Genomic DNA, 16,861 nt, shown 5'->3' with positions numbered 1-16,861 from the left:
TCTCCAATAATTTGGCACGCACTATACCCCTGGCGCAGGGAAGCTGCTGTCCGCTTGAGCGGAAGTGTTGCGCCCGGTTGTCACGTTTTGGCGCAGTTGTTCCGCTGCGAGACAGCGCCGCTGGGGAATGCGGGCATCCGCCCTGCGGAGAAGCACCATTCGGGCCTGGCACGCCGCTTGCGATACCCAAGCGCAGCAACACCCATCCGGCCACGCGCCCATCACCAGAGATAGAAGAGGATGACATGAATCTTGCAGACATCGGCAAACTCGGCGTCGCCAATCCGTTCCGCCAGCGCTACGACAACTACATCGGCGGCCAATTCGTCGCGCCGACCAAGGGCGAGTACTTCGCCAACGTGACCCCGATCACCGGCCAGCCCTTCTGCGAAGTAGCGCGCTCGACCGCAGAAGACATCGACCTGGCGCTGGACGCGGCCCACGCCGCCAAGGAGGCCTGGGGCAAGACCTCGCCGGCCGAGCGCGCCAACGTCCTGAATAAAATCGCCGATCGCATGGAGCAGAACCTCAAGATGCTCGCGACCGCCGAGACCATCGACAACGGCAAGCCGATCCGCGAGACCATGGCCGCCGACCTGCCGCTGGCGATCGACCACTTCCGCTACTTCGCCAGCTGCATCCGCACCCAGGAAGGCGCGATCTCGACCATCGACCACGAAACCTATGCCTACCACTTTCACGAGCCGCTGGGCGTGGTCGGCCAGATCATCCCCTGGAATTTCCCTATCCTGATGGCGGTGTGGAAGCTGGCGCCGGCGCTCGCCGCCGGCAACTGCGTGGTGCTGAAACCGGCCGAACAGACCCCGGCCTCGATCATGGTGCTGATCGACCTGATCGGCGACCTGCTCCCGGCCGGCGTGGTCAACGTGGTCAACGGCTTCGGCCTGGAGGCCGGCAAGCCGCTCGCGTCGAGCAAGCGCATCGCCAAGATCGCCTTCACCGGCGAGACCGGCACCGGGCGCCTGATCATGCAGTACGCCGCGCAGAACCTGATCCCGGTGACGCTCGAGCTGGGCGGCAAATCGCCGAACATCTTCTTCGAAGACGTGATGGATGCGTACGACGATTTCTTCGACAAGTGTCTCGAGGGCTTCGCCATGTTCGCGCTGAACCAGGGCGAGGTGTGTACCTGCCCGTCGCGCGTGCTGGTGCAGGAATCGATCTACGACAAGTTCATCGAGCGGGCGCTGGCGCGCGTCGCCAGGATCAAGGCCGGCAATCCGCTCGACGAGGGCACGATGATCGGCGCCCAGGCTTCGCAGGAGCAGCTGGAAAAGATCCTGTCCTACCTCGACGTCGGCCGCCAGGAAGGCGCCGAGGTGCTGGCCGGAGGCGAGCGCGCACAGCACGAGGGCGACCTGGCCGGCGGTTATTACGTGCGTCCGACCGTGTTCAAGGGCGACAATCGCATGCGCATCTTCCAGGAAGAGATCTTCGGTCCGGTGGTCTCGGTGACGACCTTCAAGGACGAAGCCGATGCGCTGCGCATCGCCAACGACACGCTGTACGGCCTGGGCGCCGGTTTGTGGACGCGCGACGGCAGCCGCGCCTTCCGCGTCGGCCGGGCGATCCAGGCGGGCCGGGTCTGGACCAACTGCTATCACCTGTATCCGGCGCATGCGGCCTTCGGCGGCTACAAGCAGTCGGGCATCGGGCGCGAGAATCACAAGATGATGCTCGACCACTACCAGCAGACCAAGAACCTGCTGGTGAGTTACAGCCCGAAGGCGCTCGGCTTCTTTTGACGGCCAAGCGATGAGCGACGAGATCGCACGCGTGACCGCGACGCCTGCCGCACTGGCCTTCATCGGCGCGCTGCGGCAGCGCCACGGCGCGCTGATGTTCTTCCAGTCCGGCGGCTGCTGCGACGGCAGCACGCCGATGTGCTATCCGGCCGGCGAATTCGCCCTGGGCGACGCCGACGTTTGCCTGGGCAGCCTGGACGGCGTGCCTTTTTATATGGGGAGCGAGCAATTCGCCTATTGGGAGCACACCCAGCTGATCATCGACGTGGTGGCGGGGAACGGCGGCATGTTCTCGCTCGATAACGGCACGGGCAAGCGCTTCCTGACGCGTTCGCGCCTGTTCAGCGATGCCGAGTCCGAGCTGCTGCGTGCGCAGCCGCCGCGCCGGCATGGCGGTTGAGCGGCCGGCGCGCTGCGTTTACGGCGCCGTCTGCGGCAGCTTGCGGTAGATGGTGTTGCGCGAGACCCCCAGGGCGCGCGCGGTGGCCGAGACGTTGCCGCCATGTGTGGCGAGCGCGCGCTGGATGGCGCCCAGTTCCAGGTCTTGCAGCCTGGGACCCGGTTGCGCTTGGTGTGCTTGCCGGGCTTCGGGTGGCGTGCTGACCGGCGCCGGTGCGTCGAGGTCATCGAGGAAGTCGTCGGGCAGGTGCTGCAGGCCGATCTCGGCGCCGTCGCCGGCCATCAGCGCGGCGGTGCGCAGCAGGCTGCCGAGCTGGCGCAGGTTGCCCGGCTAGGCATGGCGCCGGAACAGCTGCAGCACCGGGTCGGACACGCGGCAGCGCGGACCGTGCGTGCAGGCCAGCAGCCGGCTCACCAGCACCTCGAGGTCGATGCGTTCGCGCAGCGCCGGCAGTTTCACCACCAGGCCATTCAGCCGATAGTACAGGTCTTCGCGGAACAGGCCATCGGCGATCCGCTGGCGCAGGTTGCGGCGCGTCGCGCACACCAGTTCGATGTCGACCGGGATCGCGCGGGCGCCGCCGAGCGGCGTCACCTTGCGCTCCTCGAGCACGCGCAGCAGGCGCGCTTGCAGGGCGAGCGGCATGTCGCCGATCTCGTCGAGGAACAGCGTGCCGCCGCTGGCCTGGGCGATCCGGCCGACCGCGCCCTTCTTGCGCGCGCCGGTGAACGCGCCTTCCTCGTAGCCGAACAGTTCCGATTCGATCAGCGATTCCGGAATCGATGCGCAGTTCACGGCGACGAACGGACCTTGTGCGCGCGGCGAGTCGTGGTGGATCGCCTGGGCCAGCAGGTCTTTGCCGGTACCGGTCTCGCCCATGATCAGGATCGGCACCGCGCGTCCGAGCACGCGCTCGATCCTGGCGACGACCTGGGCGACGCGGGCATCGCCGCTGTCCAGCGCGCGCAGCGCCTTGCCGGGCGCTGGCTCGGCCAGTTGCGGTCGGGATGGTGGCGCCGGCGCCGCGGTCAGCACGTGCACGCCATGCGTCAGGCGCAGCTCCGCGCGCCCGCGCACGCGTACGCCGTTGTGCATGCACAGGTCGAGCAGGCCGGGCGCCGCCGCCCGGTAGTGATCGTACAGGGACGACAAGGGCAGGCCGAACAGCGAACTGAAGGTGTGTCTCTGCAGGGCGGCTGTCGACAAGCCCAGCTGGAACAGGCCATTCCGGTTCGCTGCGAGGAAGCGGCCGCCGGGCGTGAACGAGGCGATCCCTTCCATCAGGGTACCGATGAATTCGGGGCGGGTGTGGAAGTGCAGGGTGACCGCATCTTCGAAATTCGCCGCGAACATGTGGTTCTCGATCATCAGCGCCGACATGCGCACCAGGGCCATCGTGTGCTTGTGAAGCTGCGCCGGTCGCCGCTGACGTCGAGCACGCCGACCACCTGGTCGCGATGGTCGAGAATGGGCGCCGCGGAACAGGTGAGGAAGTGGTTGGCGGTCAGGTAGTGCTGGCTGGCGTGGACCGTGGCCGGGGCCTGCTCGGCGATGGCGGTGCCGATCGCATTCGTACCGCGGCGCGCTTCGGACCAGTCGACGCCGGGCGCCAGGGCGACGCGGTTGGCCTTGGCCAGGAAGTCGGCATCGCCGAGCGAGTGCAGGATGACGCCGTCCGCATCGGTGAGCAACACCATGTTGTGCGTGTTGACGATCTGCTGGTACAGCGTTTCCATCGCCGGCAACGCGTGGCTGTACAGCATGCGGTTGCGCTCGACCAGCGCCGTGAGCGCCGAACCGGCCAGTGGATCGAGGTCGGGCCGTGCGTGGGCGCGCAAGCCGTAGTGTTCGGAACGCTGATGCGAATCGGCGATCATCGCCGAAGCGGTTTGAAGCGTCATTCCATGTCTCCTGGCTGGCCCTGGGTTGCGGCTCTATCGGTGGAAGTCGACTATTCGATAATGTAGCATCGGTGTGCCAGAGGGACAAACCGAAGGGGCTTGCAAAGGTGGGCGAGGATTTGCTATAGTTCGCCGCCTGCTTCTGCAGCGCACGAAAAGTTTAACCGAAACAAGGAGTTAAGCCTTTTATCTCAGCAACATCGAGCGCACTGCAGAAAACGAAGGGGTTGACGAGTAACGCGAAACACTGCATAATCTTATTCCTCTGCTGCTGACGAACAAAACGATTCGCACAACGCAGCAAGGCAGTACAGAACACGGTTCTTTAACAATAAACAGTCGATAAGTGTGGGCGTTTGATGAGGTGCCGGCAGTCGCGTAAGCGGCTGCTGAATACTTAAATTATCAAATGTTCACGCAAAAGAAATACGTTGTCTCAGCAATGAGGCGACGGTCAGTATTTTGAGTGGGCGACTTCGCTAGCGATAGCGAATGACACGAAAGTGTCGCAAACAGAGATTGAACTGAAGAGTTTGATCCTGGCTCAGATTGAACGCTGGCGGCATGCTTTACACATGCAAGTCGAACGGCAGCGCGGGGCAACCTGGCGGCGAGTGGCGAACGGGTGAGTAATATATCGGAACGTACCCAGAAGTGGGGGATAACGTAGCGAAAGTTACGCTAATACCGCATACGATCTACGGATGAAAGTGGGGGATCGCAAGACCTCATGCTTTTGGAGCGGCCGATATCTGATTAGCTAGTTGGTGAGGTAAAGGCTCACCAAGGCGACGATCAGTAGCTGGTCTGAGAGGACGACCAGCCACACTGGGACTGAGACACGGCCCAGACTCCTACGGGAGGCAGCAGTGGGGAATTTTGGACAATGGGCGCAAGCCTGATCCAGCAATGCCGCGTGAGTGAAGAAGGCCTTCGGGTTGTAAAGCTCTTTTGTCAGGGAAGAAACGGCTTGGGTTAATACCCTGGGCTAATGACGGTACCTGAAGAATAAGCACCGGCTAACTACGTGCCAGCAGCCGCGGTAATACGTAGGGTGCAAGCGTTAATCGGAATTACTGGGCGTAAAGCGTGCGCAGGCGGTTTTGTAAGTCTGACGTGAAATCCCCGGGCTTAACCTGGGAATTGCGTTGGAGACTGCAAGGCTGGAGTCTGGCAGAGGGGGGTAGAATTCCACGTGTAGCAGTGAAATGCGTAGAGATGTGGAGGAACACCGATGGCGAAGGCAGCCCCCTGGGTCAAGACTGACGCTCATGCACGAAAGCGTGGGGAGCAAACAGGATTAGATACCCTGGTAGTCCACGCCCTAAACGATGTCTACTAGTTGTCGGGTCTTAATTGACTTGGTAACGCAGCTAACGCGTGAAGTAGACCGCCTGGGGAGTACGGTCGCAAGATTAAAACTCAAAGGAATTGACGGGGACCCGCACAAGCGGTGGATGATGTGGATTAATTCGATGCAACGCGAAAAACCTTACCTACCCTTGACATGTCAGGAAGCCTGGAGAGATCCGGGTGTGCCCGAAAGGGAGCCTGAACACAGGTGCTGCATGGCTGTCGTCAGCTCGTGTCGTGAGATGTTGGGTTAAGTCCCGCAACGAGCGCAACCCTTGTCATTAGTTGCTACGAAAGGGCACTCTAATGAGACTGCCGGTGACAAACCGGAGGAAGGTGGGGATGACGTCAAGTCCTCATGGCCCTTATGGGTAGGGCTTCACACGTCATACAATGGTACATACAGAGGGCCGCCAACCCGCGAGGGGGAGCTAATCCCAGAAAGTGTATCGTAGTCCGGATCGCAGTCTGCAACTCGACTGCGTGAAGTTGGAATCGCTAGTAATCGCGGATCAGCATGCCGCGGTGAATACGTTCCCGGGTCTTGTACACACCGCCCGTCACACCATGGGAGCGGGTTTTACCAGAAGTAGGTAGCTTAACCGCAAGGAGGGCGCTTACCACGGTAGGATTCGTGACTGGGGTGAAGTCGTAACAAGGTAGCCGTATCGGAAGGTGCGGCTGGATCACCTCCTTTCTAGAGTGGCACCTGGGCTAACGCTCAATCATCAAGCGCCTACGCTTATCGGCTGTTGAACAGAGAGAACAGTTTCGGGGCTGTAGCTCAGCTGGTTAGAGCACCGTGTTGATAACGCGGGGGTCGTTGGTTCGAGTCCAACCAGCCCTACCACGTTGCCTTCATCGTGTTTGATCCGTAAAAATCATCTGGCTCTGCCAGGGATTTTTACCTCGACCCACAAAAAAGTAGGTTTGTACTTTTTTGTGATGAAGTTTGGGGGATTAGCTCAGCTGGGAGAGCACCTGCTTTGCAAGCAGGGGGTCGTCGGTTCGATCCCGTCATCCTCCACCATCGACTGTTCAGACTATCCTTATCAAAACATAGCGTCGCTATCTTTTGATAAGTGTAGTTCTCGTTCTTTAACAATCTGGAAGAAGTAAAGTTTTCTTTAAGCGTGTAGTTGATCCAACGATCAAATGCACACTTAGGGTAGAAAATCTGTATGTATCAAACAAAGTAAGCTGAACTTTAACTATGACGTTCCCTGACACTCATGCAGGGGCCAACGTTATAGGGACAAGTGAATAAGTGCACATGGTGGATGCCTTGGCGATTACAGGCGATGAAAGACGTTGTAGCCTGCGATAAGCTACGGGGAGCTGGCAAACGAGCTTTGATCCGTAGATGTCTGAATGGGGAAACCCGGCCTTTTAGGTCATCGCATGCTGAATACATAGGTATGCGAAGCGAACGCGGCGAACTGAAACATCTAAGTAGCTGCAGGAAAAGAAATCAACCGAGATTCCCAAAGTAGTGGCGAGCGAAATGGGATGAGCCTGTACGTGATAGTCGAACAGATAGCAAAGTCCTCTGGAAATAGGAACCATAGTGGGTGATAGTCCCGTATGCGAAATCTGATCGGTGGTACTAAGCGTACGATAAGTAGGGCGGGACACGTGAAATCCTGTCTGAAGATGGGGGGACCATCCTCCAAGGCTAAATACTCGTAATCGACCGATAGTGAACCAGTACCGTGAGGGAAAGGCGAAAAGAACCCCGGGAGGGGAGTGAAATAGATCCTGAAACCGTGTGCATACAAACAGTCGGAGCCTCTTCGTGGGGTGACGGCGTACCTTTTGTATAATGGGTCAGCGACTTACATTCAGTGGCGAGGTTAACCAAGTAGGGGAGCCGTAGAGAAATCGAGTCCGAATAGGGCGACAGTCGCTGGGTGTAGACCCGAAACCAGGTGATCTACCCATGGCCAGGATGAAGGTGCGGTAACACGCCCTGGAGGTCCGAACCCACTAATGTTGAAAAATTAGGGGATGAGCTGTGGGTAGGGGTGAAAGGCTAAACAAACCTGGAAATAGCTGGTTCTCTCCGAAAACTATTTAGGTAGTGCCTCAAGTATCACCATCGGGGGTAGAGCACTGTTATGGCTAGGGGGTCATTGCGACTTACCAAACCATTGCAAACTCCGAATACCGATGAGTGCGAGCTTGGGAGACAGACGTCGGGTGCTAACGTCCGGCGTCAAGAGGGAAACAACCCAGACCGCCAGCTAAGGTCCCAAAGATTGGCTAAGTGGAAAACGAAGTGGGAAGGCTAAAACAGTCAGGATGTTGGCTTAGAAGCAGCCATCATTTAAAGAAAGCGTAATAGCTCACTGATCGAGTCGTCCTGCGCGGAAGATGTAACGGGGCTAAGCCAGTCACCGAAGCTGCGGATATATTTCTCGTGATTTATCACTTGATCTATATGGTAGGAGAGCGTTCTGTAAGCCTGCGAAGGTGTCTTGTAAAGGATGCTGGAGGTATCAGAAGTGCGAATGCTGACATGAGTAGCGATAAAGAGGGTGAAAAGCCCTCTCGCCGAAAGCCCAAGGTTTCCTGTTCAACGTTCATCGGAGCAGGGTGAGTCGGCCCCTAAGGCGAGGCAGAGATGCGTAGCTGATGGGAAGCAGGTTAATATTCCTGCACCGTCGTATGATGCGATGGGGGGACGGATCGCGGAAGGTTGTCCAACTGTTGGAATAGTTGGTTTTTGACTCATAGAAGGTGCTTAGGCAAATCCGGGCACGTAATTCAAGGGGTCGAGACGAGCGGCTTTAAGCTGCGAAGCAATCGGAAGTGGTTCCAAGAAAAGCCTCTAAGCTTCAGTCATACGAGACCGTACCGCAAACCGACACAGGTGGGCGAGATGAGTATTCTAAGGCGCTTGAGAGAACTCGGGAGAAGGAACTCGGCAAATTGGTACCGTAACTTCGGGAAAAGGTACGCCCCGGTAGCTTGATCACTTTACTGTGTGAGGGCGAAAGGGTTGCAATAAACTGGTGGCTGCGACTGTTTAATAAAAACACAGCACTCTGCAAACACGAAAGTGGACGTATAGGGTGTGACGCCTGCCCGGTGCTGGAAGATTAAATGATGGGGTGCAAGCTCTTGATTGAAGTCCCAGTAAACGGCGGCCGTAACTATAACGGTCCTAAGGTAGCGAAATTCCTTGTCGGGTAAGTTCCGACCTGCACGAATGGCGTAACGATGGCCACACTGTCTCCTCCCGAGACTCAGCGAAGTTGAAATGTTTGTGATGATGCAATCTACCCGCGGCTAGACGGAAAGACCCCATGAACCTTTACTGTAGCTTTGCATTGGACTTTGAACCAATCTGTGTAGGATAGGTGGGAGGCTTTGAAGCGGGGACGCCAGTTCCCGTGGAGCCAACCTTGAAATACCACCCTGGTTCGTTTGAGGTTCTAACCTTGGTCCGTGATCCGGATCGGGGACAGTGCATGGTAGGCAGTTTGACTGGGGCGGTCTCCTCCTAAAGTGTAACGGAGGAGTTCGAAGGTACGCTAGGTACGGTCGGACATCGTGCTAATAGTGCAATGGCATAAGCGTGCTTAACTGCGAGACCGACAAGTCGAGCAGGTACGAAAGTAGGACATAGTGATCCGGTGGTTCTGTATGGAAGGGCCATCGCTCAACGGATAAAAGGTACTCTGGGGATAACAGGCTGATTCCTCCCAAGAGTTCATATCGACGGGGGAGTTTGGCACCTCGATGTCGGCTCATCACATCCTGGGGCTGTAGCCGGTCCCAAGGGTATGGCTGTTCGCCATTTAAAGTGGTACGTGAGCTGGGTTTAAAACGTCGTGAGACAGTTTGGTCCCTATCTGCCGTGGGCGTTGGAAATTTGAAGGGGGCTGCTCCTAGTACGAGAGGACCGGAGTGGACGAACCTCTGGTGTACCGGTTGTCACGCCAGTGGCATTGCCGGGTAGCTAAGTTCGGAAGAGATAACCGCTGAAAGCATCTAAGCGGGAAACTCGCCTTGAGATGAGATTTCCCGGAGCCTTGAGCTCCTTGAAGGGTCGTTCGAGACCAGGACGTTGATAGGTCGGGTGTGGAAGTGCAGTAATGCATTAAGCTAACCGATACTAATTGCCCGTACGGCTTGTCCCTATAACCTTGGCAGTCATGCCAACGAGTTCAGCAGTTCGATACAACAGATAAAACTACTTCTTCCAGATTCAGGGCGGCGCCAAGCCAACGCAAACGCGACGCCCGTACAAGTCATGCCTGATGACCATAGCAAGTCGGTACCACCCCTTCCCATCCCGAACAGGACCGTGAAACGACTTTGCGCCGATGATAGTGCTGCAACCAGTGTGAAAGTAGGTTATCGTCAGGCTAATTATTCGCAGAAGCCCGTCCAGTTGATACTGGGCGGGCTTTTTGCTTTTCCAAAGCCGGAATGCCGCGACCGGAAAATACGCCTCGACGGCGCCAATACGCTGGCGGCGGCTGCGCCGCCGCCAGCGGACCCTTTTATTTGGGGATCAAAACCATCGTCCCGCGTCCGCACACCCCATAACTGCTGTTCTCGCCGCCAAACGCGTCTTCGGATACTGGTGAGCGCACCTGATTTACACCCTCCGCCCAGCTGCTGGTATCGGTCACGCGATACCAGCTCTTGCCATTGCCCGGCCAGGGCAACGTGAAGTTGACTTGAGCGCTCCAGGCGTTATGCGCGATATGGATCGCCGCGGCGGTGTCGCCGAACTCGCTGCCATCGATACGCCAGGCAATCGCATGGTTGTTCCCATCGTTGAAATAGGTCGAATCGGCCTGCGTACTCAAGCCTGAGACAACGGCGTCGGATCCTGCGCCACCGCCGTCGCGGTCTTGCCCTTGCTGATGCTTTCGCCATCGCCGCGCCGCAGGCGCCAGAATACGAGAGAGGACAGCACCGTCATCACGGCCAGGAACTGGAAGCCATGGTGCAGGGCGGCCGTCACCATCGCCTGGTTGGTTTGCGGCACGCGCCCAAGGAACCAGGCGGTGACCAGGGTGCCGGCCGCGAGGCCGAAGCTCATCGACAGCTGCTGGAACGAGCTGGCGATCGTGCTGGCCATGCTCGAGTCGCGCGGTTCGATGTCCGAGTAGGCAAGCGTGTTCATGCTGGAAAATTGCAGGGAATTGAAGAAGCCCTGCAGCAGGCCGATGCCGGCGATCAGGTACCACGGCGTGCTCGGCCCGACCAGCGAGAACAGTGCGATCGTGATGCCGATGCAGATCGTGTTCACCAGCAGCACCGAGCGGTAGCCGAAGCGCGCCAGCACCTTGGGCGCGATCAGCTTCATGCCCATTGCCGCGGCGGCGGTCGGCATCATCAACAGGCCCGATTGCCACGGCAGCAGCTTCAGCCCGAGCTGGTACAGCAGCGGCAGCAGGAAGGGCAGGCCGCCGATCCCCAGGCGCGTGATGAAGCCGCCCAGCACCGAAATGCGGAAGGTGCGCACCTTGAACAGCGACAGGCGCAGCAGCGGATAGGTGTTCGAGCGCGCGTGCCAGACGTAGGCCGTCAGCAGCGCCACCGACATGCCCAGCATCAGCAGCGCGGTGACGCCGTCGAGCGTGTGCTCGCCGAAGATCTCCAGCAACCAGGACAGGATGGCGGTGCCGGAACTGAACAGGATCAGGCCGATGACGTCGAGCGGGCGCTGTTCGGCGCCGTGGTAGTCCGGCATGTGGCGCAGCACCAGGTAAAGCGCGGTCAGGCCGACCGGCACGTTGACGAAGAAGATCACGCGCCACGACAGCCAGTGCACGATCAGGCCACCGACGGTCGGTCCGAGCAGGGGCCCGATCAGCGCCGGCAGGATCACGAAATTCATCGCGCCCAGCAGTTCGTTTTTCGGAAAGGTGCGGATGATGGCGAGGCGCCCGACCGGCATCATCATCGCGCCGCCCAGGCCTTGCAGCAGGCGCGCGAACACCATCATCGGGGCGCTGACCGACAGGCCGCACAGTACCGAGGCCAGGGTGAACACCGCGATGGCGCTGGCGAACACGCGCCGCGTGCCGAAGCGGTCGGCCATCCAGCCGCTGACCGGAATGCCGACAGCAAGGCTCAGGATGTAGCTGGTGACGACCGATTTGAGGGACAGCGGCGTGACGTTCAAGCTGGCCGCGATGCTGGGGACGGCCGTGTTGACGATGGTGGCGTCGAGCTGCTCCATGAACAGGGCAGTCGCCACCAGCCACGGCAGGTAGCTCTTGACGGAGGGGTTATCGCTCATCGGTGATCCATCGCTGATCCATCGTTCGCGACGCTCGGGGCAGGCGCCGCCCGCCCCGATTGTTACATAAATCACGTGAGCCCGACTTCAACCGTCCCGCGTACGCGCACGCACGCGGCGCCGAGGCGATTCAGAAGTGGTACGCGACCTTCAGCACGGCCAGGTTGACGCCGCCGTTCGGGTGCTTGATGCCGCCGTTCGAGTAGTGCTGGATGCGCGCACCGACTTCCCACTTGTTGGCGAACACGTAACCGACGCCGACGTGGTCCGCGAACTCGTAGGCGGTCGACAGCTGGCGGTGGGTGTTGCGGTAGACGCTCGAGAACAGGGCGGCGCCGATGCCGGCGTCGGCGTAGAAGCCAAGCTTGTCGTCGGCTTCCCAGCGGAACACCGGGGTGATGCCGATCACGGCCAGGTTCTTGTGGTTGCCCTTGACGTCCAGCCACTGGTTGGCGCGCCAGTAGGCGACGTTGGCGTCCCAATAGCCCGACAGGTGGTAGCCGCCGTACGGAAGCCAGTTCTGGTTCCAGTCTTTCTGGGCCGCGAAGCGGACCAGCTGCATGTGCTCGCCGCCGCCGCCTTCCACGGACACGGAATCGACCAGGCCGGTGGTCTGCGCGTGACCGGCTTGTGCGGCGAACAGCGCGGCTGCGGCTGCGAGGGAACTGAGGATTTTCTTCATGAGACGCCTTTAGTGTTGGAATTAAGGCCGCGGAAATGAGTAAGCATCGCGGCCAAGCCGCTATTGTAGCGAGGTCGGAGCAATCGGGTGGTCAGTCCGCTAATTGCTAAAATGGCCCGGTGTTGGATTAAATGGACAGATCATGAACGCACCGAGGCTCGCATTCCTCGGCATCGGCCTGATGGGCCGGCCGATGGCGATCCGGCTGGCCGAGGCCGGCCTGGCCTTGAACGCCTGGAACCGTACCCATGAAAAAGCCGAGGCGCTGCGGGCAAGCGGCGCCCGGCCCTGTGCCGGCCTGCCCGATGCCGTACGCGGCGCCGGCATCGTCATCTCGATGCTGCAGGACGGGCCGACGGTCGGCGCCGTCATCGACGCGGCGCTGCCGGCGCTGCAGCCCGATACGCTGTGGATCGACATGAGTTCGACGCGCCAGGACGAGGCGCTGGATTTTGCCGCGCGCCTGCACGCGCGCGGCTGCCGCTTCGTCGACGCGCCGGTGTCGGGCGGCGTGCTCGGCGCCGAAGCCGGCACGCTGGCGATCATGGCCGGGGGCGCACCGGAAGACTTTGCGCAGGCCGAGCCGGTGTTGCGCGCGCTGGGTACGCCGGTGCGCGTGGGGCCGGTCGGCAGCGGGCAGGTTGCCAAGCTGTGCAATCAGCTGATCGTCGGCGCGACCATCAACGTGGTGGCCGAGGCGCTGCTGCTGGCCCAGGCGGCCGGCGCCGACCCGGCCGCGGTGCGCGAGGCGATCCGTGGCGGCTTCGCCGGCAGCCGCGTGCTGGAGGTGCATGGCCAGCGCATGCTGGAAAGGAATTTCGTGCCGGGCGGGCAGGTCAAGACGCAGCTGAAGGACCAGCGCAACATCCTCGCTGCCGCCGAGGGCGCCGGCGTGACGCTGCCGGTGACCGAGCTGGTGACGCGACACTATGCAACGATCGTCGGCGACCTGCCGCAGGCCGACCATGCGGCCGCCCTGATCGGGCTGGAGCGCCTGAATCCGGGCAAGCGGGTCGGCGATGCGCCCGACCGCCTGCCCGGCGCCGAAACTTAAGCCGCCGGCAGGCTCATCTCCACCAGCCGCGCCCAGAAGCTGGCCCCGATCGGCAGCAACTGGTCGTTGAAGTCGTAGCTGCCGTTATGCAGCTGGCAAGGCCCGAGACCGTGGCCGCCCATGCGGTGCTCGCCGTCGCCGTTGCCGAGGAAGACGTAGCAGCCCGGCTTGGCTTGCAGCATGAACGCGAAGTCTTCGGCGCCCATGGTCGGCTCGACATCCGTGTCGACGTTGTCCGCGCCGACGGTCGCGCGCATCGCCTCGACCGCGAACGCCGTCTCGGCCGGGTGGTTGATCAGCGGCGGGTAATTGCGCTTGAACGTGAAGTCGACGCTGGCGTTGAAGCCGCTCGCCACGCCGCTTGCGATCTCGCCCATGCGGCGCTCGATCAGGTCGAGTACGACGGTCGAGAAGGTGCGCACGGTGCCGATCATGACGGCTTCGTCGGGGATGACGTTGGTGGCGCTGCCGGCGTGGATCTGCGTGATCGACAGCACGGCGGTGTCGAGCGGGTTCTTTTCGCGCGAGACGATGGTCTGCCAGCTCTGCGCGATCTGCACCGCCGTCATCACCGGGTCGATGCCGCGGTGCGGCTGGGCCGCGTGCGCGCCCTTGCCTTTCACGACCAGGCGGAACTCGTTACTGGATGCCATCATCGGCCCTTCGACCACGCCGAAGCTGCCGGCGCGCAGGCCCGGCCAGTTGTGCATGCCGTACACCGCGTCCATCGGGAACTTGTCGAACAACCCATCTTCGATCATGCGGCGCGCGCCGGCGCCGCCTTCCTCGGCGGGTTGAAAGATGAGATACACGGTGCCGTCGAAGTTGCGATGACGCGACAAATAGTGGGCTGCGCCCAACAGCATTGCCGTATGACCGTCGTGGCCGCATGCATGCATCTTGCCCGCATGGCGCGACGCATGCTCAAATGTGTTGAGTTCCTGCATGGGCAGCGCATCCATGTCGGCGCGCAAGCCGATGGCCTTGCCGGATGTGCCATTCTTGATGATGCCGACCACGCCGGTGACGCCCAGGCCGCGCACGACCGGGATGCCCCATTCGGTCAGGCGGGCGGCGACGACGTCGGCCGTGCGTTGTTCTTCGTAGCAGAGTTCGGGATGGGCGTGGATGTCGCGCCGGATCGCTTCGAGCTCGGACTGGAATGCGAGAATGGGTTCGACGATTCTCATTCATGTTCTCCCTGTTGGCGCTTTGCCGACCTGGCAATGCATGTTTGGAACTATTGTAGTCCTTCCGCCAGGGCGCTGACCAGACCCCTCACGGCAGTCTCAGGAATCGTATAAAGTATTGGTTTCTCGACGTTTTTTCCCGGATTGATTTAATGACCAAGACCCTCGTCAGGGCCACCTGCCCGCATGACTGCCCCGATACCTGCGCCATCCTCGTCACCGTGGAGGATGGCGTGGCGACCGAGGTCAAGGGCGATCCGGACCACCCGACCACGGCCGGCGTGCTGTGCACCAAGGTGTCGCGCTACGTCGACCGCACCTATCACCCCGACCGCCTGCTGCACCCGATGCGCCGCGTCGGCAAGAAGGGGGAAGGAAAATTCGAACGCATCACGTGGGACCAGGCACTGGATGAGATCGCCGCGCGCCTGAAGCCGATCGCCGAACGCGATCCGCAAGCCATCCTGCCCTACAGCTATTGCGGCACCATGGGCCTGGTGCAGGGCGAGGCGATGGCGATGCGCTTCTTCAACCAGCTCGGCGCTTCCTTCCTGGACCGCACCGTGTGCGCCACCGCCGGCTTTACCGGCTACAAATACACGATCGGCGGCTCGATCGGCACCGACCTCGAACACTTCCAGGACGCCAAGCTGATCCTGATCTGGGGCGGCAACCCGATCGCCTCGAACCTGCACTTCTGGATGCGCGCGCAGGAAGCCAAGCGCCGCGGCGCCAAGCTGATCGCGATCGACCCGTACCGCTCGCTAACCGCCGAGAAGTGCCACCAGCACATCGCCGTGCTGCCCGGCACCGACAGCGCGCTGGCGCTGGGCATGATGCACGTGCTGGTCAAGGAAAACCTGGTCGACCACGACTACATCGAACGCCACACGCTCGGTTTCGGCCAGCTCAAGGACCGCATCGCCGAATGGACGCCGGAGCGCACCGCCGAAACCTGCGGCATCAGCGTCGACGAAGTCGTCAACCTGGCGCGCGAATATGGCGAAACGGCGCGGCGCAATGAACCGGTGGCGATCCGCGTCAACTACGGCTTGCAGCGCGTGCGCGGCGGCGGCATGGCGGTGCGTAACATCGCCTGCCTGCCGGCGCTGGTCGGCGCCTGGCGCCATGCGGCCGGCGGCATCCAGCTGTCGACCTCGGGTTCGTTCCCGTCGAACAAGCTGGCGCTGCAGCGCCCGGACCTGCTGCGCGGGCGCCTGCCACGCACGATCAACATGACGACCATCGGCGACGACCTGCTCAAGGAAGCCTCGCCCGAATTCGGCCCGAAGGTCGAAGCCGTGATCGTCTACAACGCCAACCCGCTGGCGATCGCGCCGGATTCGAACAAGGTGCAGCGCGGCTTCGAGCGCGAAGATTTGTTTACCGTGGTGCTGGAACACTTCCAGACCGACAGCGCCGACTACGCCGACATCCTGCTGCCGGCCACCACCCAGCTCGAGCACGTCGATGCGCACCTGGCCTACGGCCACCTGTACATGATGGCGAATAACGCAGCGATTGCGCCGCTGGGCGAATCGAAGCCGAATACCGAGATCTTCCGTCTGCTCGCGCAGCGCATGGGCTTTACCGATCCGGCTTTCCTCGAGACGGATGACCAGCTGGCCGCGCAAGCCTTCGACAAGAAGCACCAGCGCGCCGTGCACTTCGACTGGGAATCGCTCAAGCAGAAGGGCTGGGAAAAGCTGAACATGCCGGCGGCGCCGTTTGCCGAAGGCGGTTTCCCGACGCCGTCGGGCAAGTGCGAGTTTTACTCGGCGTCGATGCTGGCCGATGGCCTCGACCCGCTGCCGGCCTACATCGCGAATTACGAATCCGTGGCCTCGAATCCCGAACTGGCGGCCAGGTACCCGTTGGCGATGATTTCGCCGCCGGCACGGAACTTCCTCAACTCAACTTTTGTCAATGTCCAGAGCCTTCGTGCAACGGAAGGCGAGCCGCACCTGGACATCCATCCCCTCGACGCCGCAGAACGCGGCATTCAGGACAAGGAGATGGTACGCATCTTCAACGACCGGGGCTCGTTCGTCGCGCGCGCCCGCGTCACCGCCAGAGCGCGGGCCGGCCTGGTGGTCGGCCTGTCGATCTGGTGGAAGAAGCTCGCCAGCGACGGCAAGAACGCCAACGAAGTCACCAGCCAGCGCCTGACCGACATGGGGCGGGCGCCCACTTTCTACGACACCCTGGTGCAAGTCGAAAAGGCTGCACCATGAACCCGACAAATGAAAC

8 protein-coding genes, 2 tRNA genes, 3 rRNA genes and 1 pseudogene are annotated in these 16,861 nt (G+C 61.2%); 9 read left to right on the top strand and 5 right to left on the bottom strand.

The features are described 5' to 3' along the window. Positions 1-245: 245 nt before the first annotated feature. The gene (adh, locus tag FA90_RS17410) at positions 246-1,766 is read left to right on the top strand and encodes an aldehyde dehydrogenase (protein ID WP_036170789.1); all 1,521 of its coding nucleotides are present in this window, start codon (positions 246-248) and stop codon (positions 1,764-1,766) included. Between the two features lie 10 nt (positions 1,767-1,776). Further along, the gene (locus FA90_RS17405) at positions 1,777-2,166 is read left to right on the top strand and encodes a DUF779 domain-containing protein (RefSeq protein ID WP_036170786.1); all 390 of its coding nucleotides are present in this window, start codon (positions 1,777-1,779) and stop codon (positions 2,164-2,166) included. 18 nt (positions 2,167-2,184) lie between these two features. On the opposite strand, the pseudogene FA90_RS17400 reads toward FA90_RS17405, so the two are convergent. Further along, positions 2,185-4,043, bottom strand: a pseudogene (locus FA90_RS17400) (sigma-54-dependent Fis family transcriptional regulator). 545 nt (positions 4,044-4,588) lie between these two features. Between FA90_RS17400 and FA90_RS17395 the strand changes: the two are divergent. From FA90_RS17395 to rrf, 5 genes are all read left to right on the top strand, one after another. After that, positions 4,589-6,117 (top strand): 16S ribosomal RNA (locus tag FA90_RS17395). A 76-nt stretch (positions 6,118-6,193) separates the two neighbouring features. Further along, positions 6,194-6,270, top strand: a tRNA-Ile gene (locus FA90_RS17390). A gap of 104 nt (positions 6,271-6,374) precedes the next feature. Beyond that, positions 6,375-6,450, top strand: a tRNA-Ala gene (locus FA90_RS17385). 223 nt (positions 6,451-6,673) lie between these two features. Then, positions 6,674-9,565: ribosomal RNA gene (locus FA90_RS17380) — 23S ribosomal RNA — on the top strand. Between the two features lie 116 nt (positions 9,566-9,681). After that, positions 9,682-9,794 (top strand): 5S ribosomal RNA (rrf, locus tag FA90_RS17375). The 16S, 23S and 5S rRNA genes sit together here with 2 tRNA genes alongside, the layout of an rRNA operon. 137 nt (positions 9,795-9,931) lie before the next feature. Here the strand turns inward: rrf and FA90_RS17370 are convergent. The 3 genes from FA90_RS17370 to FA90_RS17360 all read right to left on the bottom strand — a co-directional run bounded on the left by FA90_RS17370 (position 9,932) and on the right by FA90_RS17360 (position 12,367). Further along, positions 9,932-10,243 (bottom strand): hypothetical protein, encoded by a 312-nt coding sequence (locus FA90_RS17370; protein ID WP_036170783.1) that lies wholly within the window; start codon positions 10,241-10,243, stop codon positions 9,932-9,934. Further along, positions 10,240-11,685, bottom strand: a complete 1,446-nt coding sequence (locus tag FA90_RS17365; protein ID WP_036170780.1) for a DHA2 family efflux MFS transporter permease subunit — start codon at positions 11,683-11,685, stop codon at positions 10,240-10,242. Before FA90_RS17365 ends, FA90_RS17370 begins: the two co-directional genes overlap by 4 nt. Positions 11,686-11,815: 130 nt before the next feature. Further along, on the bottom strand, positions 11,816-12,367 hold the full coding sequence (locus FA90_RS17360) for an acyloxyacyl hydrolase (RefSeq protein WP_036170777.1): 552 nt from the start codon (positions 12,365-12,367) through the stop codon (positions 11,816-11,818). A gap of 142 nt (positions 12,368-12,509) precedes the next feature. On the opposite strand from FA90_RS17360, the gene FA90_RS17355 reads away from it, so the two are divergent. Next, positions 12,510-13,421 carry an NAD(P)-dependent oxidoreductase gene (locus FA90_RS17355; protein WP_081933907.1) on the top strand — a complete coding sequence of 304 codons (912 nt, stop codon included), beginning with the start codon at positions 12,510-12,512 and terminating at the stop codon, positions 13,419-13,421. Here FA90_RS17355 and FA90_RS17350 read toward each other — a convergent pair. Further along, on the bottom strand, positions 13,418-14,611 hold the full coding sequence (locus tag FA90_RS17350; protein WP_036170761.1) for a M20 aminoacylase family protein: 1,194 nt from the start codon (positions 14,609-14,611) through the stop codon (positions 13,418-13,420). The genes FA90_RS17355 and FA90_RS17350 overlap by 4 nt on opposite strands. Before the next feature lie 152 nt (positions 14,612-14,763). Between FA90_RS17350 and FA90_RS17345 the strand changes: the two genes are divergently transcribed. Continuing rightward, the gene (locus FA90_RS17345) at positions 14,764-16,845 is read left to right on the top strand and encodes a molybdopterin-dependent oxidoreductase (protein WP_036170758.1); all 2,082 of its coding nucleotides are present in this window, start codon (positions 14,764-14,766) and stop codon (positions 16,843-16,845) included. Positions 16,846-16,861: the final 16 nt, after the last annotated feature.

It is taken from the genome of Massilia sp. 9096 (assembly GCF_000745265.1).
Classification (GTDB): Bacteria; Pseudomonadota; Gammaproteobacteria; order Burkholderiales; family Burkholderiaceae_D; genus Telluria.
The sequence above is the reverse complement of the archived record's forward strand: the minus strand, read 5'-3'. Positions and strand labels throughout refer to the sequence as shown.